18 protein-coding genes and 1 pseudogene are annotated in these 23,391 nt (G+C 62.3%); 5 read left to right on the forward strand and 14 right to left on the reverse strand.

The genetic code is table 11. The features are described from left to right. A pseudogene (locus tag AC0V2Y_RS14105) lies at positions 1-113 on the reverse strand (IS5/IS1182 family transposase); the annotation flags it as partial. Between the two features lie 140 nt (positions 114-253). Between AC0V2Y_RS14105 and pcaC the strand changes: the two are divergent. Further along, positions 254-652: a 4-carboxymuconolactone decarboxylase gene (pcaC, locus tag AC0V2Y_RS14110; protein WP_475416777.1), complete on the forward strand. Its 399-nt coding sequence runs from the start codon at positions 254-256 to the stop codon at positions 650-652. Positions 653-723: 71 nt separating this feature from the next. On the opposite strand, the gene AC0V2Y_RS14115 is transcribed toward pcaC, so the two are convergent. The 3 genes from AC0V2Y_RS14115 to dprA form a co-directional block, all read right to left on the reverse strand. Continuing rightward, positions 724-3,390, reverse strand: coding sequence for a DNA topoisomerase III (locus AC0V2Y_RS14115; RefSeq protein ID WP_475416776.1), 2,667 nt, complete (start codon positions 3,388-3,390; stop codon positions 724-726). Between the two features lie 273 nt (positions 3,391-3,663). Beyond that, positions 3,664-4,128: a Smg family protein gene (locus AC0V2Y_RS14120; protein WP_475416775.1), complete on the reverse strand. Its 465-nt coding sequence runs from the start codon at positions 4,126-4,128 to the stop codon at positions 3,664-3,666. Between the two features lie 94 nt (positions 4,129-4,222). After that, positions 4,223-5,326 (reverse strand): DNA-processing protein DprA, encoded by a 1,104-nt coding sequence (gene dprA, locus AC0V2Y_RS14125; protein ID WP_475416774.1) that lies wholly within the window; start codon positions 5,324-5,326, stop codon positions 4,223-4,225. Positions 5,327-5,630: 304 nt separating this feature from the next. On the opposite strand from dprA, the gene def reads away from it, so the two are divergent. Next, positions 5,631-6,173, forward strand: coding sequence for a peptide deformylase (gene def, locus AC0V2Y_RS14130; protein WP_099665527.1), 543 nt, complete (start codon positions 5,631-5,633; stop codon positions 6,171-6,173). A 93-nt stretch (positions 6,174-6,266) separates the two neighbouring features. Then, positions 6,267-7,223 (forward strand): methionyl-tRNA formyltransferase, encoded by a 957-nt coding sequence (gene fmt / locus AC0V2Y_RS14135; protein WP_475416773.1) that lies wholly within the window; start codon positions 6,267-6,269, stop codon positions 7,221-7,223. A gap of 88 nt (positions 7,224-7,311) precedes the next feature. Here fmt and AC0V2Y_RS14140 read toward each other — a convergent pair whose 3' ends face one another. Continuing rightward, a complete protein-coding gene (locus tag AC0V2Y_RS14140) occupies positions 7,312-9,792 on the reverse strand; it encodes a hypothetical protein (RefSeq protein ID WP_475416772.1) in 2,481 nt (826 codons plus the stop codon). Positions 9,793-10,433: 641 nt separating this feature from the next. On the opposite strand from AC0V2Y_RS14140, the gene metH reads away from it, so the two are divergent. Together metH and AC0V2Y_RS14150 are read left to right on the forward strand one after the other, a co-directional pair. Beyond that, the gene (gene metH / locus AC0V2Y_RS14145; RefSeq protein WP_475416771.1) at positions 10,434-14,228 is read left to right on the forward strand and encodes a methionine synthase; all 3,795 of its coding nucleotides are present in this window, start codon (positions 10,434-10,436) and stop codon (positions 14,226-14,228) included. A 113-nt stretch (positions 14,229-14,341) separates the two neighbouring features. Then, positions 14,342-14,713, forward strand: a complete 372-nt coding sequence (locus AC0V2Y_RS14150) for an SPW repeat protein (RefSeq protein WP_099409758.1) — start codon at positions 14,342-14,344, stop codon at positions 14,711-14,713. 104 nt (positions 14,714-14,817) lie between these two features. Here AC0V2Y_RS14150 and AC0V2Y_RS14155 read toward each other — a convergent pair whose 3' ends face one another. The 9 genes from AC0V2Y_RS14155 to AC0V2Y_RS14195 form a co-directional block, all read right to left on the reverse strand. After that, complete coding sequence (locus AC0V2Y_RS14155) at positions 14,818-16,098, reverse strand: EAL and HDOD domain-containing protein (protein ID WP_034784728.1); 1,281 nt, start codon at positions 16,096-16,098, stop codon at positions 14,818-14,820. Between the two features lie 137 nt (positions 16,099-16,235). Further along, positions 16,236-17,015, reverse strand: coding sequence for a class II glutamine amidotransferase (locus tag AC0V2Y_RS14160; protein WP_475416770.1), 780 nt, complete (start codon positions 17,013-17,015; stop codon positions 16,236-16,238). Positions 17,016-17,101: 86 nt separating this feature from the next. Continuing rightward, positions 17,102-17,359, reverse strand: coding sequence for a BTH_I0359 family protein (locus AC0V2Y_RS14165; protein ID WP_010393222.1), 258 nt, complete (start codon positions 17,357-17,359; stop codon positions 17,102-17,104). Positions 17,360-17,515: 156 nt separating this feature from the next. Beyond that, positions 17,516-17,917, reverse strand: a complete 402-nt coding sequence (locus tag AC0V2Y_RS14170; RefSeq protein WP_475416769.1) for a GTPase — start codon at positions 17,915-17,917, stop codon at positions 17,516-17,518. Then, a complete protein-coding gene (locus tag AC0V2Y_RS14175; RefSeq protein ID WP_034749318.1) occupies positions 17,914-18,633 on the reverse strand; it encodes a response regulator in 720 nt (239 codons plus the stop codon). Before AC0V2Y_RS14175 ends, AC0V2Y_RS14170 begins: the two co-directional genes overlap by 4 nt. A 98-nt stretch (positions 18,634-18,731) precedes the next feature. Further along, positions 18,732-21,026 (reverse strand): sensor histidine kinase, encoded by a 2,295-nt coding sequence (locus AC0V2Y_RS14180; protein ID WP_475416768.1) that lies wholly within the window; start codon positions 21,024-21,026, stop codon positions 18,732-18,734. Then, positions 21,026-21,532: a DUF4390 domain-containing protein gene (locus AC0V2Y_RS14185; protein ID WP_226939765.1), complete on the reverse strand. Its 507-nt coding sequence runs from the start codon at positions 21,530-21,532 to the stop codon at positions 21,026-21,028. Before AC0V2Y_RS14185 ends, AC0V2Y_RS14180 begins: the two co-directional genes overlap by 1 nt. Before the next feature lie 97 nt (positions 21,533-21,629). Beyond that, complete coding sequence (gene rsmB / locus AC0V2Y_RS14190) at positions 21,630-23,051, reverse strand: 16S rRNA (cytosine(967)-C(5))-methyltransferase RsmB (RefSeq protein ID WP_475416767.1); 1,422 nt, start codon at positions 23,049-23,051, stop codon at positions 21,630-21,632. Between the two features lie 2 nt (positions 23,052-23,053). Next, positions 23,054-23,245 (reverse strand): hypothetical protein, encoded by a 192-nt coding sequence (locus tag AC0V2Y_RS14195; RefSeq protein ID WP_475416766.1) that lies wholly within the window; start codon positions 23,243-23,245, stop codon positions 23,054-23,056. Positions 23,246-23,391 lie beyond the last annotated feature (146 nt).

A 23,391-nucleotide genomic window follows, 5' to 3' on the forward strand; every position in this document is an offset into this window, starting at 1 on the left:
CGCGGGTTATGGCAACCCAACGGATGAGATTTGCGTGGCGGCAAAAGCGGCTCCAACTGCGCCCACATCGCATCCGGCAAGCGCCAACCATCGTCCTTGTTCAGCATGCCCATGATTTTTCCTCCTGCAGAAAAATCATGGACTTCATAACATCACGATGGTTCCAGCAGGATGCCTACTGAAATGTGCTCTAAGCTTGACCACCGCATGCCAGCTCGCTAGTATCGAAAGCGTACAGCAACGGGAGCGCGGCATGGATGAACAATTCGAGAATGGTTTGCGCATGCGCAAACAAGTAATGGGCGACGCCTTTGTCGAACGCGCCTTTGCCCAGGTGGACGCCTTCACGGCGCCCTTGCAGGACTTCGTCACGCGCAACGCCTGGGGCACGACCTGGTGCCGCAACGGTCTGGATTTAAAAACGCGCAGCCTGGCGACGATCGCCATGCTGACGGCCCTGGGCCGCGTCCAGGAACTGCGCGGCCACGTGCGCGGCGCCGTCAACAATGGCGCCTCCATGCAGGAAATCCAGGAAGTGCTGCTGCACGCCGCAGTGTATTGCGGCATGCCGCTGGCCATCGACGCCTTCCGCTCGGCGCATGAAGTACTCAAGGAAATGGGCCTGGTGGCGCCGGCCGCGCCGCCAGCCTGAGCATTGCCCCATCAAATCGGGACGTAAAAAAAGCCAGGGAAATCCCTGGCTTTTGTCTGGCTGGCGCGCAATTACTCCGCCGCTGCCGCCTTCTTCGCCGGCGCCTTCTTGGCGGCCGGCTTTTTCACGGCCGTGGCCTTCTTGACCGGCGCCTTCTTGACGGCTGCCGCTTTCTTGACGGCCGTTTTCTTCGCTGGCGCCGCGCCTTCTTCGCCTTCGACTTCGGCAGCTGCCGCTTTGGTCTTCGCGCCCGGCTTGGCCTTGCGCTCTTCAAACTCGAAGCTCACCTTGCCATCCTTGCCCCGTACGAGGAAAGCCTTGAACGGACGGCGCGTGCGCTGCGAAACAAAGCCCGGCAGCAAGTCCGTCTTGCCATCGTTGAGCAGCTTTGCCATTTGTTCCGGCAAGATTTCCTGCTGCAAGATGATGCGGCCGCTGCGGAAGTCGCACGTCTTCGGCTTGGCTACGCTGTGTTCGCACACATAGGCCAGGCCCATTTCGTACACGCCGGCATTGCACTTGGGGCACGGTCCCACGGGCGTCTGGCCCGTGAAATCGACGCCTTCGCCATCTTCGCTCTCGTCGTTCTGGCCGAAATCGAATTCCAGCTTGAAGTTCTTGATCTCTTCATCGCGCACGATGCGCAGGATGGCGGCGAACGGACGGCCCATCTTCGAGCGGAAGCCTTGCAGCGGGCCGATGGTGCGGTCCTTCAGCAATTGCTCCACTTCGGCGATTTCGAACTGGCGCGAACCCGGTGTCTTGCTCATCGAGAATTCGCACTTGGTGCAGGCGAAACGGCGGTAGTTTTCCTTCACCACGCCGCCGCAGTTCGGGCACGGCGTTTCCAGCGTCGCATAGTCGCCGGGAATCGTGTCGTTGTCGTATTCCTTGGCGCGCTTGACGATGATTTGCGTCATCTGCGCGATTTCACGCATGAATTCTTCGCGCGAAATCTTGCCTTTTTCCATCTGCGACAGCTTGTATTCCCACTCGCCCGTCAGCTCCGGCGCCGTCAATTCATTGACGCCCAGGCCTTTGAGCAAAGTCATCAGCTGCGACGCCTTGGCCGTCGGAATCAGTTCGCGGCCTTCGCGGATCAGGTAGCGTTCCGTCAGCAAGCCCTCGATGGTGGCCGCGCGCGTGGCCGGGGTTCCAAGACCCTTGCCGGCCATCGCATCGCGCAGCTCGTCGTCGTCGATCAGCTTGCCGGCGCCCTCCATGGCCGACAGCAAGGTCGCTTCCGTGAAACGCGCGGGCGGCTTCGTCACCAGGCCGTTGGCGCTGACACTTTCCGTCTGCACCTTCTCGCCCTTGGCGACGGGCACCAGGTTGCCGTTGCCATTGCTTTCCTTGTCGGCGTCCGTCGACGCTTCCTTGCCGTAGATGGCCAGCCAGCCCGGATTGGTCATGACCTTGCCTTCAGTCTTGAACTGATGGCCCGACACTTCCGTGTAGCGCGTGGTGACCTGGAATTCGGCAGGCGGGAAGAACACGGCCATGAAGCGGCGCGTGACCAGGTCGTACAGCTTCTGTTCCGGCTCGGACAAATTCTTTGGCGCGATCGTCGTCGGGATGATGGCGAAGTGATCCGAGATCTTCGTGTTGTCGAAGATGCGCTTGTTCGGCTTGACCCAGCCCTTGTCGATGATCTGCTTGGCGAACTGGTGGTAGTTGCTGTTTTCCTTGACCGTTTCCAGCGCCTGCAGCACGGTCGGCATGTAGTCTTCCGGCAAGTGGCGCGAATCGGTACGCGGATACGTCAATACCTTGTGCTTTTCATACAGCGCCTGGGCCAGGCCCAGGGTGTTCTTGGCGGAGAAACCGAAACGCGAGTTCGCTTCGCGCTGCAGGCTGGTCAGGTCGAACAGGCCCGGCGCCATCGAGGTAGTCGGTTTCGACTCTTCCGTGACGATGCCTTGGCGGCCGCGGCAGGCGGTGGCAATCGAGTCGGCAGCCGTCTTGCTCCACAGGCGCTCGGCGCGCTTCTCGGGATCGTTCTCGTCCTTCTTGAACTTCGTGTCGAGCCAGCGGCCTTCATAGATGCCGGCCGCACAGACGAATTCGGCGCGCACTTCCCAGAAGTCGCGCGGCACGAATTTCTTGATCTTGTCTTCGCGTTCGACGACGATGGACAGGGTCGGCGTCTGCACGCGGCCCACGGTGGTCAGGTAGAAGCCGCCTTCTTTCGAATTAAACGCCGTCATGGCACGCGTGCCATTGATGCCGATCAACCAATCGGCTTCCGAACGGCAGCGGGCCGCGTCGGCCAGCGGCAGCATTTCTTCGTCGCTGCGCAGGTGCGAGAAACCGTCGCGGATGGCGCCCGGCGTCATCGACTGCAGCCACAGGCGCTTGACCGGTTGCTTGGCCTTGGCGTTTTGCGCGATCAGGCGGAAAATCAGCTCGCCTTCGCGCCCCGCATCGCATGCGTTGATGAGGGTGCTTACGTCTTTGCGTTTGATCAGCTTGTTTAATACTTTGAGGCGCGCTTCCGTCTTGGCGATCGGGTTCAGCGCGAAATACGGTGGAATCATCGGCAAGTGCGCGAAACTCCATTTGCCGCGCTTCACGTCGAATTCTTCCGGCACGGCGATCTCCAGCAAGTGGCCGACCGCCGACGACAGGACGTATTCATCCGATTCAAAGTACTCATCGTGCTTGGTGAAGCCGCCAAGCGTCTTCGCGATATCGTTCGCGACAGAAGGCTTCTCGGCGATGATGAGGGTTTTTGTCATATTTTTTGGTCTCGAAAAATGCTCTAGGATAGTTTCAGCATGCGCATCATACAGTGCATTGCCAGGCGCCGACGCTTTTGTCTGCGCAAGGCCTTGTGACTTGTGGTCTTGTCAAGCGGCCAATGATAAGCGCCTATTGAAGAATTCGGCAAGTTATCTGCAAGCAAGAATGCGCCAGCGCAAACACAATCGACTGGCATACGCGGTGCCGCAGCATATAGTAAGGGAGATGGCGCGGCAGCGGCGCCAGGTGCGGCCAGGGGCGTTTATCGACTAGTGCATCAGGCGCGGCGGGAGATCTTCGTCGTCGACAAACAAGTCGTCGAACATCAAGGCGTCCGGTTCCTTGCCCTGGCTCCATAGCAGCATCAGCACGATGACTTTCAGCTTGCCCAGCGAGACGGGCGCCTCGTCGAGCGCCAGCGCCCGTTCGATGACGATTTCGCGCTGCAGCGGCGAGAGCACCTTGGCGCTTTCCAGGAACTGGATGAAACCGATGGCGGCCGTGCCCAGCACGTCGCTTTCCTGCTGCACATAGAAACGCGTGCCCGTGGAGCTGGCCGTCAGGGTTTGCTCGGCGCCTGCCATGGCGTTCAAGTCCGTCAGCCACACGAGCGCTTCGGAAATCTCCACGTCGTCGAAACCGACGGCCGACAGTTTGCGCGCCAGCACTGCCGGCTCGGGGCAGGCATCGGGGCGATAGTAAGTCTCGTAGAGGTACACCAGGATATCGAACATGGCTCTACTCTAGCAGCTAAGTTCGCTAAGGCACAAGGGCGCACACCGACAAAGCGCCCCCGTGCGGCAAGGCCGCCACACAAGTGACAAGCTGTCATTTGCAGCGTTGAAACAGTCCTCCCGGCAAGCGTTCCACCCGGCCCGCCAGCTCCAGCGCCAGCAATTGCCCCATCAGTTCACCCATGGCCAGGCCGCTGCGCGCGGCCAGGGTATCGGCATCGTGCGGGTCGTGGCCCAGCGCGGCCAGCAGCGGCGGTTCGTCTTCCACCGCGGCCTGCACGCTGGGGACGACGCCCAGCCATTGCAGCTCCTGCAGCACGTCATCGGCCGATTCGACCAGCTTGGCGCCCTGCTTGATGAGTGCATGGCATCCCTTGGCCAAAGTCGCATGGATGGAACCGGGCAAGGCATACACGTCGCGTCCCTGCTCGCCGGCCAGGCGTGCCGTGATCAGGGAACCCGACTGGGCCGCCGCCTCGATCACCAGCACGCCGCGCGCCAGGCCGCTGATCAGGCGGTTACGGCGCGGAAAGTTCCCCGGCATGGCGGGCAAGCCCAGCGCGTATTCGCTGACGATGCAGCCTTCTGCGGCAATTCTTTGCGCCAGATCATGGTTGCGTCGTGGATACACCAAATCGGCGCCCGTGCCGATCACGGCGACGGTGCCGCCCGCGCCGCGCAAGCCGCCCTCGTGCGCGTGCGTGTCGATGCCCAGCGCCAGCCCGGATATGATGGTCAGGCCCGCCATGCTCAGCGCGTGGGCAAAGGCGGCCGCATTCTGCATGCCTTGCGCGCTGGCATTGCGGCTGCCGATGATGGCCACGCCGGGACGCGACAGCAGTTCCGCCCGCCCCCGCACATATAACAACAGCGGCGGATCGGCGATTTCCAGCAGCAGGGGCGGATAGGCGGCATCGGCCAGGGTCAGCACGGCATTGCCAGGCAGTTGCAGCCACTGCAGGGTAAGCGCCAGCTGGCTGTTGGCCACCGGCTTGGGCGGCTGCCCGATGGCGCGCGCCACGCCGGCCGGCACCACCTCGCGCAAGGCCTCGAACGGCGCGGCAAAGATATCCGGCGGCAAGCCGAAGCGGGCCAGCAAGGCGCGCGCCGCCACCGGCCCCACGCCGGGCAGATGCTGCAGGCGCAGCCAGCCCGCCAGTTCCGTGGCCGGGTCCGCCGTCGTTGCGATTGCATGCATGACAACCTCGTTGTGTACTGTGCCATCCCATGCTAGCGCCATGGCGCGCACGCGATACCGACGCGCGCAAGGATGCGTGCAATGGCGCCGCAAAACGGCCCGCCGTCCACAGGGCCATGGGCGTCTGTGATAAAATTTCCCTTTGCAGCAAACGAATAGCGCACTGGCAAACGCATCTGCCGCGCCGTTGCGCCATACGCGCCCAACCGTAGCGTACCCAGCATAAAATAGCCCTGCCATCGTCCGCATGGCCCGGCATGAATAATCCGGCGCACCGGCGCCCACCTTAACCAGTCGAATCCGTATGTCCATATTAAATATCCTGCGTTACCCCGATCCTCGCCTGCACACGATCGCCAAGCCCGTCACCGAATTTGACGCGCGCCTGCAAACCCTGATCGACGACATGGCCGAAACCATGTACGACGCGCCTGGCGTCGGTCTGGCCGCATCGCAAGTGGACGCGCATATCCAGATGATGGTGATCGACATCACCGAAGAGAAAAACCAGCTGCAAGTGTTCATCAACCCGGAAATCACCTGGGCCAGCGAAGAAAAGCAGGTCTACGACGAAGGCTGTCTGTCCGTGCCCGGCGTCTACGATGGCGTCGAGCGCCCGGCCCGCATCAAGGTGCGCGCCCTGGACCGCCACGGCAAGCAGTTCGAGCTGGAAGCCGATGGCTTGCTGGCCGTCTGCATCCAGCATGAGATGGATCATTTGCTGGGCAAGGTATTCGTCGAATACCTGTCGCCGCTCAAGCGCAACCGCATCAAGACCAAGATGATCAAGGAAATCCGTGGCCTCGAGCGCGAAGCGAGCCTGCGCGCACAGAACCGTCGTTTCTAAGCCGCTGCTGATAGACTAAGCAACAATAGTCGTAACACCACGCCAGCCTGGCGCCTCCGGCCCGGGCCTGCGCACCTCACGTCAAGGAACGCTATGAAAGTGATCTTCGCAGGCACGCCTGAATTCGCCGCCACGGCCCTGAAAGACTTGCACGAAGCGGGATTCGAGATTCCGCTGGTGCTGACCCAGCCCGACCGCCCTGCCGGACGCGGCATGCAGCTGCACGCCTCGGCGGTCAAGCAGTACGCGCAGCAGCATGGCATCGACGTGCTGCAGCCGCTGTCGCTGCGCATGGACAGCAAGGACCCGCAGCGCGCCGCCGAGGCAAAGGCGGCCCACGAACGCCTGCTGGCCACCGACTACGACGTGATGGTGGTGGCGGCCTACGGCTTGATCTTGCCGCGCAGCACGCTCGACATCAAGCCCTGCATCAATATCCACGGTTCATTGCTGCCGCGCTGGCGCGGCGCCGCGCCCATCCACCGCGCCATCGAGGCCGGCGATGATGAAACGGGCGTGACCATCATGCAGATGGAAGAAGGCCTCGATACGGGCCCCATGCTGGCCATCGAGCGCACCCCCATCGAAGCGGGCGACTCCACCGCCACCCTGCACGACAAATTGGCCAAACTGGGCGGCAAGATGATCGTCGAGACCCTGCGCAAGATGCAGCAGCAGCCGCTGGAAGCCGTGCCGCAGCCGGAAGCGGGCGTCACCTATGCGGCAAAGATCGCCAAGGAAGAAGCGGCGCTCGATTTCAGCCAGCCGGCGCTGGAACTGGGCCTGAAGATCCGCGCCTTCAATCCGTTCCCCGGCGCCTGCGGCCAGGTCGATGGCACCACCATCAAGATCTGGACCGCCGAGGTGCTCGACGCGGACAGCAAGGAAGCGCCGGGCCAGGTGCTGGCGGCCGACGCCCAGCACGGCATCGTCGTGGCTTGCGGCAATGGCTCGCTGCGCCTGACGGAACTGCAAAAACCGGGCGGCAAGCGCCTGCCCGCGGCCGAGTTCATCAAGGGCTTCCCGCTGGAAGGCAAGCGTTTCGCATAGTTTCGCTTGAACGCACCGTGCCGTCATGTTGACGGCCATAAAAAAAGGGCTTGCCACGGCAAGCCCTTGTTGCATCCAGCCCGCTGGTTTAGCGGCGCTGCACCTTCATCAAACGTCCTCCCACGGACGACGACAGGCTGACCTCGAAGCGGCCACCGGCCGGCAAGGCGCTCACGTCGACGCTGGCTTTGCCACCCGTCAAGTCACTGGCGACCACCGTCTTGCGGCCATCGGCGGCCACGTGCAGCACGGCGGCGTAGGGTTCCGCTTCGGCATTCCAGACCAGCGCCAGCTTGCCGCCGCTTTGTACCGCATCGAACGTGGCATCGTTGGCGGCGGCCCTGCTGCGGCGCGCCGGGCGCTCCAGCTTGGCCAAAGCCTTGCCATTTTGCAGCACTTGCACGTCGCTGATGTCGCCCGGATTGGCGAAGCTGACGCGGAAATGGCTCATGGCGTTGCCGCCATGGTCGGCCACGGAGACGCCATCGAAGGGCAAGTCGATAGTCTGTCCCGACGCCGTCAACACGCGCAAGGTATACGCATGGCCGCTGCCGCTGGCGGCGCCGCCGCCAGTGCGCACCGACGAGGCCACGGCAGGACGCAGCCCCACGCCAGCCGGCGTGATGCGGCCGGAAATGGTCAGATAGCCATTCTCGGCCACGGCCATGCTGGCGGCCAGCACATTGCTGCCCGTCACCTGCGTGCTGCGGCTTTCCAGGAATTGCTGCACCCGCACATAACTGTAGTCGGAGAACCAGGCGCCGCTGCAATAGCTCATCACGTCTTTCATCGGCGTGCTGCCATAGACTGCCTTGCTCAACTGGCCGATGGTGCCCGCATAGCTGCTGTTGTACAGCGGTTGCGGGCCCAGGTCGCCATTCGCATACGGATAGTCAGTGACCGCACCAGTCGGGCCGCCGCAGGCGACGTGCTTGAGCGAATGATTGTGGCCCAGCTCATGCACAAGCGTAGTCAGCCATTCAGGCCAGCTGTTGCCGAACGGATCGACGGAGGCAATGCTGTTGAACCTGGCATCGAGGCCGATGGCCGCCGTGAAAGCGTTGTTGCTGCCAGTCGGGTTGACGTAGGCCAGGCCGGCGGCACGCGTGGAGGACATTTTCGGCACGAAGCCATAATAATAGGCGCCGCTATCTTCCTGGGCGCGCTTGCCGTTCAGGGTTTCCAGGGTCGTGCTCCACCAGCTGTCGGCCGTGCTGCTGCCCGGCACGCTCAGCGGGGCGCGCGTGGTGATGCTGATATTTTCCGCCGCATACGGATAGACGCGGGTCAGCGCGGTGCGGATCACCTCGGCGTCCGGCAGTTGTGCCACGCCATCGTCGGTGCTCAGCGGTACCAGCACCAGGTGGATTTTCGCCGCGCTGGCCACGACGGGCGCCGCTTCCTGGCTCACTTGCGTACCGTCATTGCCCACGGCCGTCACGCGCACGCGCACGCCGGGCAAGATCCAGGCTGACGGCAGGACGGCGCTGAAGTTGCCGTTGAAACTGTAATCGCTTTTCGCCGTCGGCAAGACCGATGGGCCGCTCATGCTGATGCTGCCCAGGTTGCTGCCATTGGCGGCCGTCGCATTCAAGACCACGGCCGGGCTGGCCTGGCCTGCTTGCATGGCCAGCACGGACACGCGCACGGCGGCCGACTTGCCGCGCGTCAGGCGCAAGGCTGCATCGCTGGCGTTCAGGTTCAGTACCTGCGCGAAATCAATGCTGCCCAAGGTAAAGGCCGACACCGTGCCCGCATTCACGGCGATGCGCGAAGCGGCCGACAGCATCACGCTGCCCGTTGCCGACGCTGGCGCGGACAGCAGCAACTGGCTGGCGCTGGCGCTGACGATGACGGCTGGCGTACTGCCCACCGTGGCCGCGCTGACCTGGTCGAGATTGCTGCCCTGCAGCGTCACCGACAAGGTCGCGCCGTTGACGGCCGACGTGATCGACGTCACCGCCACGCTGGCCAGGAGCGTGTACGTGTCGCTGCTGATGACGTCGTTGTACGGACCGCGCACCGTCAGCGGCCCCGTTGCCGCGCCCGCAGGCACCAGCACCGTCACGCTGCCGGCCGTCTGGCTTTGCGGCGTTGCTGCCGCGCCATTGCCGAACTGCACCGCCGTCACGGCGCCCATGCCGCCGCCCGCGAGCGTCACGCTGGAACCGACACCGCCCGTCGCCGGCGCGACGCTGCTCACGCTCAGCGGCAGGTACACGTTCACGTTATAGCTGGTGGCGGCCGTGCCGCCGGCGCTGACCAGGCTCAAGGCGCCCGTGACGGGTACGCCCGGCATGACCAGGGTCGCGCTGGTGTCGCTGACGGCACTGCTGGCGACCGTCACGCCGCCGACCTGGAAGGCCGTCACACGGCTCAGATTCGTGCCCGTCACCACCAGGCTGCCGCCCACGGCGACGTTCGCCGCCGAGACGGCCGTCACGGCAGGAATCACGGCAGGATTGCCCGACGTGGTCGCCACCACCGTATCGCCACCGCCACCGCCTCCCCCGCCGCAAGCGGACAGGCCCAGCACGACAAACAATGCCACAAGCAGATGGTTTTTCATGGCTGGCAACCATGTTGGTGCAGCGCGATGCCGGGGAGGACACGAGAGAAATGTGACATATTGGTGACTTTTGGTGAGAATTTAGTTTCGAAGAACCAATATTATGGGTTAATTCGATTCCTAAAGACAACTATTAATGCTTTTGATTCAATTGGTTTTGATAATAATTAAGATATCTGTTTGAAAAGCTTTATTTTGGGAATTATCCGCGCCACTCTGTATTGTCTTAAATCAAAATTATTTTCCTTTGCAGCTATTGCCATTCAATTCATTAAAAATTTCTTGAGCCGGCACAAATAATGTGGAAATTTTTCCACAGCCTAGACGTCATGCCTTCCTGCCAATTTTGGTGGAAGAATTAACGTTTTGAGTAAGATTTTCAGGAATGTAATTTTCAGCAGGCGGTGCGGTGCAAGGCGATGTGTTGCAAGAAGGCCTGCCGTGGGACGAACGGCCGCTTTTGCTTAAAACCAAAGCAGCCTGATGCCGTATAATTTTAGACCCGGTGAAATCAGGCGATTGCCACCTTCTGCCTGCCCTACCCGGCCGGCACTCTCCGTCAGCTGATCCTGCTGGCCCGCAACCGCCCCCGTACAGTCCTGTCGCCGCGCCGCCGCCCGTTTGCCTATTGAAAGCATGAAATGAACGATACCGTGATCCCCGCCATGTCCCCGACCGAAGCCACCTTGCGCGCCATCCTGGCGCAGCGGATCATGATCCTCGACGGCGCCATGGGCACGATCATCCAGCAATACAAGCTCGACGAAGAAGCCTACCGTGGCGGCCCCGCCGGCCGCTTCATCGATTTCGCCGCGCCGGCCGACAGCGGGGCGCGCGAACTGTTCGTCAAAGGCAACAATGAGCTGCTGACCCTGACGCAGCCGCACATCATCCAGGAAATCCACGAGCGCTACCTGGCGGCTGGCGCCGACCTGATCGAAACGAATACCTTCGGCGCCACGACGATCGCGCAAGACGATTACCATATGGCCCACCTGGCCTATGAAATGAACGTCCAGGCGGCAAAACTGGCGCGCGCCGCCTGCGATAAATATTCCACGCCGGACAAGCCGCGCTTCGTCGCCGGCGCCCTGGGACCGACGCCAAAGACGGCATCGATCTCGCCCGACGTGAACGACCCGGCCGCGCGCAACGTGACCTTCGACCAGCTGGTGGCCGCCTACCTGCAGCAGACGCAGGGCCTGGTGGAAGGCGGCGCCGACGTGCTGCTGGTGGAAACCATTTTCGATACCTTGAACTGCAAGGCGGCCCTGTTCGCCATCGACCTGTACTACGAGCAAAACCCTGGCGTCGTGCGCCTGCCTTTGATGATTTCCGGCACCGTCACGGACGCCTCGGGCCGCATCCTGTCGGGCCAGACCGTGCCCGCCTTCTGGAATTCCGTGCGCCACGCGAAACCGCTGACCATCGGCCTGAACTGCGCGCTGGGCGCCGCCCTGATGCGTCCGTACGCGGAAGAGCTGGCCAAGATCGCCGACACCTTCGTCTGCATCTACCCGAACGCGGGCTTGCCCAATCCCATGAGCGACACGGGCTTCGACGAGTTGCCGGCCGACACGTCCGCCCTGCTGCGCGAATTTGCCGACGCGGGCTTCCTGAACATGGCGGGCGGCTGCTGCGGCACCACGCCCGAGCACATCGCCGCCATCGGCGAGTTGCTGTCGAAAAACACCCCGCGCACCGTGCCGGCCCCGTCGCACGACTTGCGCCTGGCCGGCCTGGAACCGTTCGTCGTCAACGACGAATCGCTGTTCGTCAACGTGGGCGAGCGCACCAACGTCACAGGTTCCAAAGCGTTCGCGCGCATGATTCTCAACGAGCAATACGACGAAGCCTTGTCCGTTGCCCGTCAGCAAGTGGAAAACGGCGCGCAAGTGATCGACATCAATATGGACGAGGCGATGCTCGACTCGCTGGCCGCCATGACGCGTTTCCTGAACCTGATCGCCTCGGAACCCGATATTTCGCGCGTGCCCATCATGGTCGACTCGTCGAAATGGTCGGTCATCGAAGCGGGCCTGAAATGCGTGCAGGGCAAGGCCATCGTCAATTCCATTTCCATGAAGGAAGGCGAGGAAGAATTCCTGCGCCAGGCAAAGCTGTGCCGCCGCTACGGCGCGGCCGTCATCGTCATGGCCTTCGATGAAAAGGGGCAAGCCGACACCTTCGAGCGCAAGATCGAGATTTGCGCCCGCGCATACCATTTATTGATCGATGCGCTGGACTTCCCGCCGGAAGACATTATTTTCGACCCGAACATCTTTGCCGTCGCGACCGGCATCGAAGAGCACAACAACTACGCCGTCGATTTCATCAATGCCACGCGCTGGATCAAGGAAAACTTGCCGTACGCGAAGATCTCGGGCGGCGTGTCGAATGTGTCGTTCAGTTTCCGCGGCAACGATCCCGCCCGCGAAGCCATCCATACCGTCTTCCTGTACCACGCCATCAAGGCCGGCATGACCATGGGCATCGTCAACGCCGGCATGGTGGGCGTGTACGACAACCTGGACCCGGAATTGCGTGAACGCGTGGAAGACGTGGTGCTGAACCGCCGCGAAGACTCGACCGAGCGCATGATCGAATTTTCCGGCACCCTGAAGGCGGGTGGCAAGGCCGAGGCGCAAACCCTGGCCTGGCGCGAAGGCACGGTACAGGAACGCCTGTCGCACGCGCTGGTGCACGGCATCACGCAATTCATCGTGGAAGACACGGAAGAAGCGCGCCAGCAGCTGCTGCACAATGGCGGGCGCCCCATCCACGTGATCGAGGGGCCGCTGATGGCCGGCATGGACGTGGTCGGTGATCTGTTTGGCCAAGGCAAGATGTTCCTGCCGCAAGTGGTGAAATCGGCGCGCGTGATGAAGCAGGCCGTGGCCCACCTGATTCCGTTCATCGAGGAAGAAAAGCTGCTGGAAGAACAGCGTACGGGCATCGTCGCCAAACCGAAGGGCAAGATCATCATGGCGACCGTGAAAGGCGACGTGCATGACATCGGCAAGAATATCGTCACGGTAGTCTTGCAATGCAATAACTTCGAAGTGGTGAACATGGGCGTGATGGTGCCGTGCTCGGAAATCCTCGCGCGCGCCAAGGTGGAAAACGCGGACATCATCGGCCTGTCGGGCCTGATCACGCCGTCGCTGGAAGAAATGGCGTATGTCGCCAAGGAAATGCAGCGCGACGAACATTTCCGCATGCTCAAGATTCCCCTGCTGATCGGCGGCGCCACCACCAGCCGCGCCCACACGGCCGTGAAAATCGCGCACAACTACGAAGGCCCCGTCATCTACGTGCCGGACGCTTCGCGTTCCGTGTCCGTGGCGCAATCGCTGCTGACGCCGGAACAGCGCGACAAATACGTGGAAGACATCGAACTCGACTACGCGCGCATCCGCGAGCAGCACGCCAACAAGAAGGCCCTGCCCATATTGCCGCTGGCGCAGGCGCGCGCCAACAAGATGCTCGTGCCGTTCGACGGCGCCTGCACGCCCGTGAAACCGAAGTTCATCGGCCGCCGCGTATTTAAAAATGTCGACCTGGCCACCCTGGCCAACTATATCGACTGGGGTCCGTTCTTCCAGACCTGGGACCTGGCCGGCCCCTTCCCCGCCATCTTGACGGATGAAGTGGTGGGCGACGCGGCCACCAAGGTATACGCGGAAGGCCAGGCCTTGCTGAAAAAACTCATCGACGGGCGCTGGCTGACGGCCAACGGCGTCGTGTCCCTGCTGCCGGCCAATAGCGTCAATGACGACGATATCGAGGTGTACACGGACGATACGCGCAGTACGGTGGCGTTCACCTACTACGGCATGCGCCAGCAAGGCGTCAAACCCGTGGTCGACGGCGTACAGCGTCCGAACCAGTGCCTGGCCGACTTCATTGCGCCGAAGGCATCGGGCGTGAAGGATTACATCGGCATGTTTGCCGTGACGTCCGGCCTGGGCATCGAAAAGTATGAAAAACGCTTCGAGGATGCGCACGACGATTACTCGTCCATCATGTTGAAGTCGCTGGCCGACCGCCTGGCCGAGGCGTTTGCCGAATACCTGCACGAGCGCGTGCGCAAGGATTTGTGGGGCTACGTGCCCGATGAGCACTTGAGCAACGACGACATGATCGCCGAGGAATATGTCGGCATCCGCCCGGCGCCAGGCTACCCGGCCTGCCCCGAGCATACCGTCAAGAAAGAGATGTTCGAAGTCATGCAGGCCGAGGAAATCGGCATGCAGCTGACGGAATCGTATGCCATGTTCCCCGGCGCGGCCGTCTCCGGCTTCTATTTCGCCCACCCGGAGTCGAAATACTTCGTCGTCGGCAAGATCGGCATGGACCAGGTGGAAGACATGGCCAAGCGCCGTGGCGCCAGCATCGAGGACGTGGAGCGCTGGCTGGCACCCAATCTGTCATAATATAAGCACAAGGCGCGCGGAACTTTTCGCGCGCCGCAGCGCACTAACGCAGTATGCCGGCCGGCATGCTGCATGCCCGCTCCGGCCCGTTCCCCAACTGGCAAGGAGGATATATGGCAACCAATTTCAAACTGAAACGCTGGCAGGATCAGGTGATCCTGTTGCTGGGCCTGTGGCTGCTCGTCTCGCCCTGGGCCTTTTCCTATCCCGAAGGCTCGCCGCAGATGCTCAACGCTTTTGTTTCGGGCCTGGTCATCGCCGTGCTGGCCGCCTTCGATCTGTACAAGACCTATTTTTGGGCCGTCGTCGTCAACCTGCTGGTGGGCGTCTGGGTCGCCGCCTCGCCGTGGGTGCTGCGGCTGGCCGATCAGCGCGTCGTCATGTGGAACGAGCTGATCGTCGGTATCGCCGTCGCCGTGCTGGCCCTGTGGGAGCTGCGTACCGACCCCGAGCTGCACAAGCACTGGCCCGGCGCCGCCGCGTAGCGGCGCAAAAAAGCCCTGTCACGGCGATGCCGTGCAGGGCTTTTGAAGAACGCGCCAACAATGTTGTCGGATTACGCGTGGCCTGACGGCCGCGCTAATCCGACCTACAGCGCATACCTGACAACGTTATCGCTCCATTCATAGGCCGCCATTTCCAGCTCCACCAGGTCGTCCGGCGACATGGCCAGGTCGCGCAAGGTCGGCACGATCTCGCCTTCCATGTCTTCGATGCGCTCGATGCATTCGGCCAGGCGCAGCAGGTCGCCATAGAAGCCTTCGCGCGACAGCAGCGCTTCGGCCACTTCGTCGATGACTTCGATCTGGCTGAGGATTTCCGACATCGGCACGCCGAACAGCGTATCCATCAGGGACATGATACCGACCGTAAAGGCGATATCGGCCGAATGGGCATGGTTCGGGCGCAGTTTATGCGCGAGCAATTCGAGCAGGCGGCCCCGCGTGGTGGCCAGCATCAGCAGCGGCGTCATGCTATGGCCACGCTTGCTTGGCTCCGCGTACAGCATGATTTGCAGCCAGCGCTGCAGCTGGCGGCGGCCCAGCACGGTCACGGCCTGGCTCAGCGAATCGATGCGCTGGCGCGCCCCCACGGCCGGCGTATTGACCAGGCGCAACAGGTTCAGGGCCAGCGAGACGTCGCGCTTGATGGCGCGTTCGATGTCCATGTTGTCGGCATCGGACGTCACCAATGTCATCAGTTCCATGACGGCCAGTTGCGACGGCGACAGCTTCTTGCCCGTCATGATGGCGGGCTTGGCAAAGTAATAACCTTGGAAATAATCGAAGCCCAGGTCCAGGCCCGACTTGAATTCTTCGCGCGTCTCGACCTTTTCCGCCACCAGTTTCTTGTTTTCCTGCTTGAAACGGGGCGCCAGCGCTGCCAGCACTTTCGGGTCGACCGTGCTCATGTCCATCTTGACGTATTGCACCAACGGCAACAGCTCCTGCACTTGCGACGTATCGGAGACGACGTTTTCCAGCGCGAAGGTAAAGCCATGGCCCACCAGTTCGCTGATGCGTGCGCGCACTTCCGGCGTGACGGGCATCGATTCGACGATTTCCAGCACCACTTTTTCACGCGGCAGGAAGACGAAGATGTCGCTCATGATCACGTCGGCATCGACGTTGACGAAGCCGAGCGCGTCGCCGATGACCTTTTCCATGCCCAGCTGGGAAGCGTGGGCGATCACGGATGCCGTGGCGGACAGGTCGCTGGTAATGTTGGCGGGGCCGACCGGAGCGTTGCGGAATAGCAACTCATAGCCGAACAGGGCCTGGTTGCGGTCGAGGATAGGTTGTCGCCCCAGATAGAACTCGCGCACGCGCAAGGGTTTCGGGGTGATGTCGTTGCTGGAAATATCGATCATTAACTCTTCATCAATCACGTCGAGTGACACCGGCCGCGCGGCGCCCGCATCAAGGTTCACTATTGACAATACTTTAGCTGAATTTCGCCCGCGCTGTGGGTATTTTGGCAGCAATCCAGCGTATTGTCGTCAACAAATTAGGCCGCTGGCGTGTCTTGCACCACCCCGTCGACAAATAATTTCAATTCGCCCGGCGCAAACGCCGTCCATTGCTCATTCGTCGTCAGCGGCTGGGTAACGATCACGGCCACGCGGTCCTGCGGCGTCGTCACCTGGGAAAAGTCCACGCTCAGGTCTTCATCGGAGAGTTTAGCAGTTGGAAACGGATGTTGTCGCACCAGATAGTGCAAGCTGGTCGAGCAATGGGCAAACAGCGCCTCGCCGCTCGACAGCATCATGTTGAACGTGCCGTGGGCCGCGATGCCGGGCAACAGCTCCGCCAGGGCGGCATGCAGTTGCGGCAAGGCCGGCGGAGCATCGCCAAAGCGCGCGTGCAATTCCTGCAGCAGGTAGCAGAAGGCCAGCTCGCTGTCCGTGCAGCCGACGGGGCGGTAGCTGCCCGTCAGCACGGGATGGAACTCCTTCAAGTCGCCATTATGGGCAAAGACCCAGTAGCGGCCCCACAGTTCGCGCACGAAGGGGTGGCAATTTTCCAGCGCCACCTGGCCCTGAGTCGCCTTGCGGATATGCGCGATGACATTGCGCGACTTGATGGGATAGCGTTTGATCAGTTCGGCCACGGGCGAGGCGATGGCCGCCTGGTGGTCGACGAAATGGCGCACGCCGGCGCCCTCGAAAAAGGCGATGCCCCAGCCGTCATGGTGGGTATCGGTCTGGCCGCCGCGCATGGCGAAGCCGGTAAAACTAAAGACAATGTCCGTAGGGACATTGCAATTCATTCCGAGAAGTTGGCACATGGTCTGTTTGCAGCGGGATAACACGGCCACCATACCATGCCGCCAGGCGGATTGGTATGGCGGCGATCGCCATCAGACAGCCAGAATCAGTGCAACAGGACCGGCTGGCTCATGAGGGAATCATAGCTGCCCAAAAATTCATCGATCTCTTCCATGCTGGGTTCGCTGGCGATCAGCTCCGTGACGTCGCGGCGGAAATGCTGGGCAAGGACTCCCGCGATGAAAGTCTCGCGTTTGCCGCCCTTGTCGACGATTTCATAGCCGCCGAAGCGCAGGGCTTCCAGGTCGACGTCGGCGCCGAATTCCACGACGCTGTATTGCTCGCTGTTATAGATCAGGTTCATTTTGCATCCTTCGCTCAAGCAAGAGAAACTCTTGCGGTTTCAGGACAGAGGTGGGGTTCCCACGCCGCCATTTCAAGCGGCCAGGCCACCCTGCGGGCTACAGAGTTGTAACGAGATGCAAACTGCGACTGCGGTAATACCGTCAGGCAACCACGTTCAGGAAACGAGCAGGTCTGGTTCCAGCGCCAGCAGGACATCGTAGGGACTGGCCGTCAGCCAGGTGCGCAGCTGTTCGATATGCGAGGCGTCAGCCAGGCTGATGAACAGGCGCGCGGGTGGATGGCGCAGCAGACGATTTAATGTTACACGCAATACGAGATTGCCGCTGCAGCACAGGCAACCGGGCGCGATGCGCAACAGTTGCAGTGGAAACGATGGAGAAGGGGAAATTTGCTCGGCCAGGTCGGCCAGGATGGCGTTGCCGTCAGCAAGGCCTTCGAGAATCACGGCGGCCGGCTGGCCAGGCTGCAAGGCTTGCGCGATGGCCGCCTCGCGCCCGGCGGCGCGTCCACCGCTGACCAGGGTCAGCGGCGTCGGACGCCGCACGGATGCCGTCACAGGCCTTTCTTGGCCAGCTTGCCCGGTTCGACGCCCAGCTGTTTCAGCTTGCGGTACAAATGGGTGCGTTCCAGGCCCGTTTTTTCCGCCACGCGGGTCATGCTGCCGCCTTCGCGGCCCAGGTGGTGTTCGAAATACATGCGCTCGAAGGCGTCGCGCGCCTCGCGCAGCGGCAAGTCGAATGACAGGTTGTAGCCATGGCCTTCGGCCACCGCCGGTACGGCGATGCCTGGGCGCACCATCAGCTGTTGCGGCGCGCTGCCGCCAAAGCTGGGCACGGGATGGCTGCTTTCCTCGGCCACCACGGGCGCCACGGGGCGCGGCGCCACGCTCGGCGCGCGCACGGTTTCCTGTGCCCGCGTCAAGCCTTGCTGGACTGCCTTCAGCAGTTTTTGCAGGGCAATCGGTTTTTCCAGGAAGTTCATGGCGCCGATGCGCGTCGCCTCGACCGCCGTATCGATGGTGGCGTGGCCGGACATCATGATCACCGGCATGGTCAGCAAGCCATCGCGCTGCCATTCCTTGAGCAAGGTGACGCCATCCGTGTCGGGCATCCAGATATCCAGCAATACCAGATCCGGCGCACCGGCGGCACGCGCTTCGCGCGCCTGCTGCGCATTTTCGGCCAGCTGGATAGCATGTCCTTCGTCGCCCAGAATTTCCGAGAGCAACTCACGGATACCCATTTCATCATCCACTACGAGTATGTTTGCCATTCGTGTCTTGCCTTCCTCATTTCGCCGGCCGTCGCGCACAAGATGTACACGGCGGACAACTATGATTTTATTAGTGTTTTAAATACTAAACCAGACCCTCACGCCAGGAATTCCTGGGCACGAGTGTCGGGAGCTAACTTTAACAGCAAAATGACCACCGAAGCGCCATTGCCGTCGACCCGGTTCTCGATATCGATGCGTCCGCCGTGTTCATCGATAATTTTCTTTACCATCGCCAGGCCCAATCCCGTGCCGCGCGCCTTTGAGGTCACATAGGGTTCGAAGGCGCGCGCCAGGATTTTTGGCGCAAAACCAGGACCATTGTCGGTGATGGCCAGCCGTACGGCGATATTCACGCCGCCGTCCGCACTGCGATAATGAATTGCTTCCGTCCTTACGTCAATCCGCGGATGCGGCGAGTCCGGCGGCAGGTCGGTCATGGCGTCCTGCGCGTTCTGCAGCAGGTTATGGATCACCTGGCGCAACTGGGTCGGATCGCCCATCACCATCGGCAGATTCGGCGCCAGCTGCGGGTGGATGATGTCGCCATCGTCGCCGCGCAGGTACAGGTTCAGTATCTCTTCGATCAGCTCGTTCAGACGCAGGGGAACGAGCACGGCCGGCGGCGTGCGCGCATAGTCGCGGAAATCGTCGACCATGCGCTTCATCGCATCGACCTGCTTGACGATGGTGGTGGTGGCGCGGCTGAGCAGTTCGGCGTCGCGCGGCTCCAGCTTGTCTTCGAGCTTCATCTGCAGGCGCTCGGCCGACAGCTGGATGGGCGTGAGCGGATTCTTGATTTCATGCGCCAGGCGGCGCGCCACTTCGCCCCAGGCGATCGAGCGCTGCGCGGATATCACGTCGGAAATATCATCGAACACGACGATGTAGCCGCTGCCGGACTCCAGCGGCAGCCGCGAGCCGCGCGCCAGCAAGGTGATGTCATGCTCGTCGGCACTGCTGCCCAGGCGGCGCGGAATCTCGATTTGCCGCTGCCAGTGCAGGCGCTGCTGCCGGCCCGACGCCGATTGCGCGCTTTGCGCCGTGAAGGCGCTGATGATGGCGCCGCCAAACTCTTCCATTCCGGCAATCTGCGCCAGCGGCTGGCCCACCATGCTCATGCCCGAATGCTGGAGGATGCGCTCGACGGACTCGTTGCAGGTGACCAGCTTGAAATCGCCGTCGAGCACCATCACGCCGGCCGACATGTTGGCCAGCACCGATTCCAGGTGGGCCTTGGCGTTTTGCAGCGCGGCGCGGTTGCTTTCCACGGCCGTGCGCGCATCGAGCAGCTGGCGCGTCATGATGTTGAACGATTGCGTCAAGGTACCCAGTTCATCCTTGGTGGCGACGATGGGACGCGGCGACAGGTCGCCCTCGGCCACGGCGCGCGTGCCTTCCGCCAGCAGCAGCAGGGGCTGGGCCAGGTTGCCGGCGATCAGGAAAGCGCTGCCGATGGCGCCAAAGATGGCCAGCAGCAAGGTCAAGGTGAGGATTTCCATGTACATCTTGCGCAATCCCACGCGCGCGACGAAACGTTCCTTGTATTCGCTGTAGGCGGCGCGCAGCACTTCGCCATTCGTCGCCAGCTTGGGCGGCACCGCCTGCAGCAGTTGCAAATAGCGGGGCGAGACGGAGGGGCCCGGCACGGCCACCAGCACCCGCAGGCGCAGGCTGGCCGCCGTTTCCAGCGACGCCGGCAAGCCCGAGCGGAAACCGCCGCCGCCCGACTCCGTCCCATCGTCATGCAATTCCAGGCCCCCTTCAGCGGAGGCATAGCCGGCCGGCAAGGCCGCCTGCACCAGCATGGCCGGCGTCGGCAAGTCGGCCGCGCTGTGCGGCCCGGCGCTGGCCAGCAGCACGCCGTCGCCGCTGACGAGCATGACATTTTGCATGCCCTCTTCGCGCAGCAGGCTGGTCAGCACGGCCGGCCCGGCCACCGGGTCGGAGCCCATTTCGTCGACGGCCTTGCGGCCCCGGTGGTCGAGCTCGACCAGGGCCGCATCGAGGCCGGCACGCCCCAGCTCAATCCCCGATTCCAGCGCCGCTTCGATCTTGACGTTGAACCAGGATTCGATGGAATGGGAGACGAATTGCACGGAAACAAGGAAAATCACCAGGCCCGGCAGGATGCCGACGGCGGCGAACAGCATCACCAGGCGCGTCATCAGCTTGGAGCCGAACTTGCCGCTCTTGTAGCGCGCATACAGGCGGGCCAGGGAAATACCCACCAGCGCCAGCAGGGACACGGCCACGGCCGCGTTCAGGCCCAGCAGCCAGGTGTAGTAACGGTCGAAAAAGCCGGAATTGTCGGAAGCCGACGCCAGCAGGAATAGCAGGATACTGACTATGCCGCCGCCCACCACCAGCAGATAGCGCAATGCTTGACTCACTACTCCGCCGTATACAAGAAGGTTTTTTTATTCGAAGCCAGGCGCCAGTCGCTGTTATTGAAGGCATTGACCTGTATCGGCTTGGGCAGATAGTCGCGGTCCATGCCCATGCGCAAGGTGACGTTATACGTCTGCCCCACTTTCAGCTCGCCGCGCCGCGCCACCAGCCAGCGGCTGGGACGGCGGATCAGGAACAGTGCATCGTCGAGCGTGGGAAAGCTTTGCTGCAAGCCGCCGCCCGACACATGATATTGGCGCGTGAGCACGTTGTATGACAGCTTGCTGGTCTGGCGCGCCACGATGGCTTTTTCATCGAACCAATACCAGCGAGGCCGGGTCAGTTCGATTTCCGTCGTGAAATACAGCGGCACGCCATGCTGTACCGCATCATCGAGGTCGTGATTGAGCTCGAAGGAATATGTGGCGGCCAGCTTGTAGCCCTCTTCGCTAGCCTCGATGTAGGCACGGGTGATCTCGACCATGTCGGCGGCATGCGCGCGTGGCATGGTACATGCCAGCATCAGCAGCAGGGCCAGGAGTCGGAAGAGTCGTGTTGTCACAAGTGAGCCGGTAGTGTCCGTAGGAAAAGGTTCGACGAATCGCTCAAGCCGCATTTTTTTGGAATAGCGCATAGAACAAACCGTCGTGGTCCTGCTCCGCGCTGCCAGTTGGCAACAGCTGGCCAGGCGCTGTCAATCGGGTCGCATTATTGCGCACCGCAAATGCCGCCGCCTGTGCCTCGGACTCTTGCGGCCACAATGAACAAGTCACGAACAGCAATTTACCATCGGGGCGCAGCATCTGCCACAGGTTGTCCAGAATTTTGGATGAAAGTGTTGCAAGTTGGAACGCGTCGCCCTTGCGGCGCAACCAGCGGATATCGGGATGGCGGCGCACGATGCCCGAGGCCGTGCACGGCACGTCGGCCAGGATGCGGTCGTACTGCTGGCCGTCCCACCACGCGCTCGATTGCGCATCCTGCGCCTTCAGGGTGGCGTCCAGGCCCAGGCGCTCGAGGTTTTCCGCGATGCGCGGCAGGCGCTTGGCATCCGCGTCGATGGCCGTCACCTGCACGTCGGCCAGCTCCAGGATGTGGCACGTCTTGCCGCCCGGCGCCGCGCAGGCGTCGAGCACGCGCATGCCGTCCTGCAAGTCCAGCAGCGGCGCGGCCAGTTGCGCGCCGGCATCCTGCACCGAGACGACGCCCTGCTCGAAGCCGGGAATCAGCGCCACGCCGATCGGCTTGTCCAGGCGCACGGCGAACGGTCCCACCTGGCGCGCGGCAATGCCCGCATCAGCCAGCACGGCCAGATACGCCTCGACCGTGCTCTTGCGGCGGTTCACGCGCAAGGTCAGTGGCGGCACGGCATTGCCGGCCGTCAAAATGGCTTGCCAGTCGCGCGGATAGGCCAGGCGCAGCGAATCGATCCACCACTGCGGATAATTCCATTGCGCCAAAGGTTGCTGCAGGGCTGCCTCCAGCAAGGACTTGCGCTCGCGCAAGAATCGGCGCAAGACGGCATTCACCATGCCCTTGGCATGCGCCAGGTCAGGATGCGAGGTGGCCACCGTGACAGCCTGGTCGACCACGGTGAATTCTTCGTACGGCTGCTCGCCCGGCTCGGCCGACATCAAGGACAGCGCGCAGCACAGCAGGGCAGCAAGCATCGGCGGCTCCGGCGCCTTCGACGTCATCAGGCCGACCAGGGTTTCGCTGCGGCCCAGCTGGCGCATGGTGCGGTAGGAAATATCCTGGATGGCGCCGCGCGCCTGCGGGCTGGCGTTCGATTGCGCAAACACCTTGGCCAGCGCCTGCGGCAGGGCCGTGCCGGTGCGCACTTGCGCCACGGCATTGGCGGCGCCCAGCAGGCAAAACGCCAGCGAGTCGGCGCGCAAATCGGGCTGGAAGCCTGGCTGCAAGACGGGCTTCAGGTCGGGATGGTAGCTGGGACGCAATTTCGGTGCGGCAGGCGCCTGGCCTGGCGCCGGCTTGGTTTTCAATTTCAGCGTGGGGCGCTTGTTCATAGTTATCCGGTGTGGCTGCGCGCGGCGGGCTGCATGGTGGCAAAGTCGCGGCCGCGCGTCATCAATAAAGGGTCGATTGTAGCGTTTGTGGCGCCCTCTGGCCCAAGCGATTGCAGCGATACCTGTAAATTGCGGCAAAAAACCGCATATATACAAGCAGAATGCACCACGCTGATGTTTTCGCGCACCAACATGGGCATGCTGTCCTGATAATATCGTGAAATGCGCCGACACGGGAAGCTTGCCGGCAAGCGTATTGTTCCCGGCGGCAAACCAGTATAATTAACGCAGTCTGGGCGGCTTGGGTACTTGCCGTCCGTTTTGCTTTTTGATTCATTCT

It is taken from the genome of Janthinobacterium sp. BHSEK (assembly GCF_056174685.1).

What these genes read in the sequence shown, in the direction of transcription:
- AC0V2Y_RS14165 (WP_010393222.1), bottom strand. Translation starts at nt 17,359, where the DNA reads ATGAACCTGATCTATAACAGCGAGCAATACAGCGTCGTGGAATTCGGC.
- AC0V2Y_RS14160 (WP_475416770.1), bottom strand. Translation starts at nt 17,015, where the DNA reads ATGTGCCAACTTCTCGGAATGAATTGCAATGTCCCTACGGACATTGTC.
- rsmB (WP_475416767.1), bottom strand. Translation starts at nt 23,051, where the DNA reads ATGAACAAGCGCCCCACGCTGAAATTGAAAACCAAGCCGGCGCCAGGC.
- AC0V2Y_RS14115 (WP_475416776.1), bottom strand. Translation starts at nt 3,390, where the DNA reads ATGACAAAAACCCTCATCATCGCCGAGAAGCCTTCTGTCGCGAACGAT.
- AC0V2Y_RS14175 (WP_034749318.1), bottom strand. Translation starts at nt 18,633, where the DNA reads ATGGCAAACATACTCGTAGTGGATGATGAAATGGGTATCCGTGAGTTG.
- AC0V2Y_RS14150 (WP_099409758.1), top strand. Translation starts at nt 14,342, where the DNA reads ATGGCAACCAATTTCAAACTGAAACGCTGGCAGGATCAGGTGATCCTG.
- pcaC (WP_475416777.1), top strand. Translation starts at nt 254, where the DNA reads ATGGATGAACAATTCGAGAATGGTTTGCGCATGCGCAAACAAGTAATG.
- AC0V2Y_RS14140 (WP_475416772.1), bottom strand. Translation starts at nt 9,792, where the DNA reads ATGAAAAACCATCTGCTTGTGGCATTGTTTGTCGTGCTGGGCCTGTCC.
- AC0V2Y_RS14185 (WP_226939765.1), bottom strand. Translation starts at nt 21,532, where the DNA reads ATGCCACGCGCGCATGCCGCCGACATGGTCGAGATCACCCGTGCCTAC.
- AC0V2Y_RS14120 (WP_475416775.1), bottom strand. Translation starts at nt 4,128, where the DNA reads ATGTTCGATATCCTGGTGTACCTCTACGAGACTTACTATCGCCCCGAT.
- def (WP_099665527.1), top strand. Translation starts at nt 5,631, where the DNA reads ATGTCCATATTAAATATCCTGCGTTACCCCGATCCTCGCCTGCACACG.
- AC0V2Y_RS14195 (WP_475416766.1), bottom strand. Translation starts at nt 23,245, where the DNA reads ATGTTGGTGCGCGAAAACATCAGCGTGGTGCATTCTGCTTGTATATAT.
- fmt (WP_475416773.1), top strand. Translation starts at nt 6,267, where the DNA reads ATGAAAGTGATCTTCGCAGGCACGCCTGAATTCGCCGCCACGGCCCTG.
- metH (WP_475416771.1), top strand. Translation starts at nt 10,434, where the DNA reads ATGAACGATACCGTGATCCCCGCCATGTCCCCGACCGAAGCCACCTTG.
- AC0V2Y_RS14155 (WP_034784728.1), bottom strand. Translation starts at nt 16,098, where the DNA reads ATGATCGATATTTCCAGCAACGACATCACCCCGAAACCCTTGCGCGTG.
- dprA (WP_475416774.1), bottom strand. Translation starts at nt 5,326, where the DNA reads ATGCATGCAATCGCAACGACGGCGGACCCGGCCACGGAACTGGCGGGC.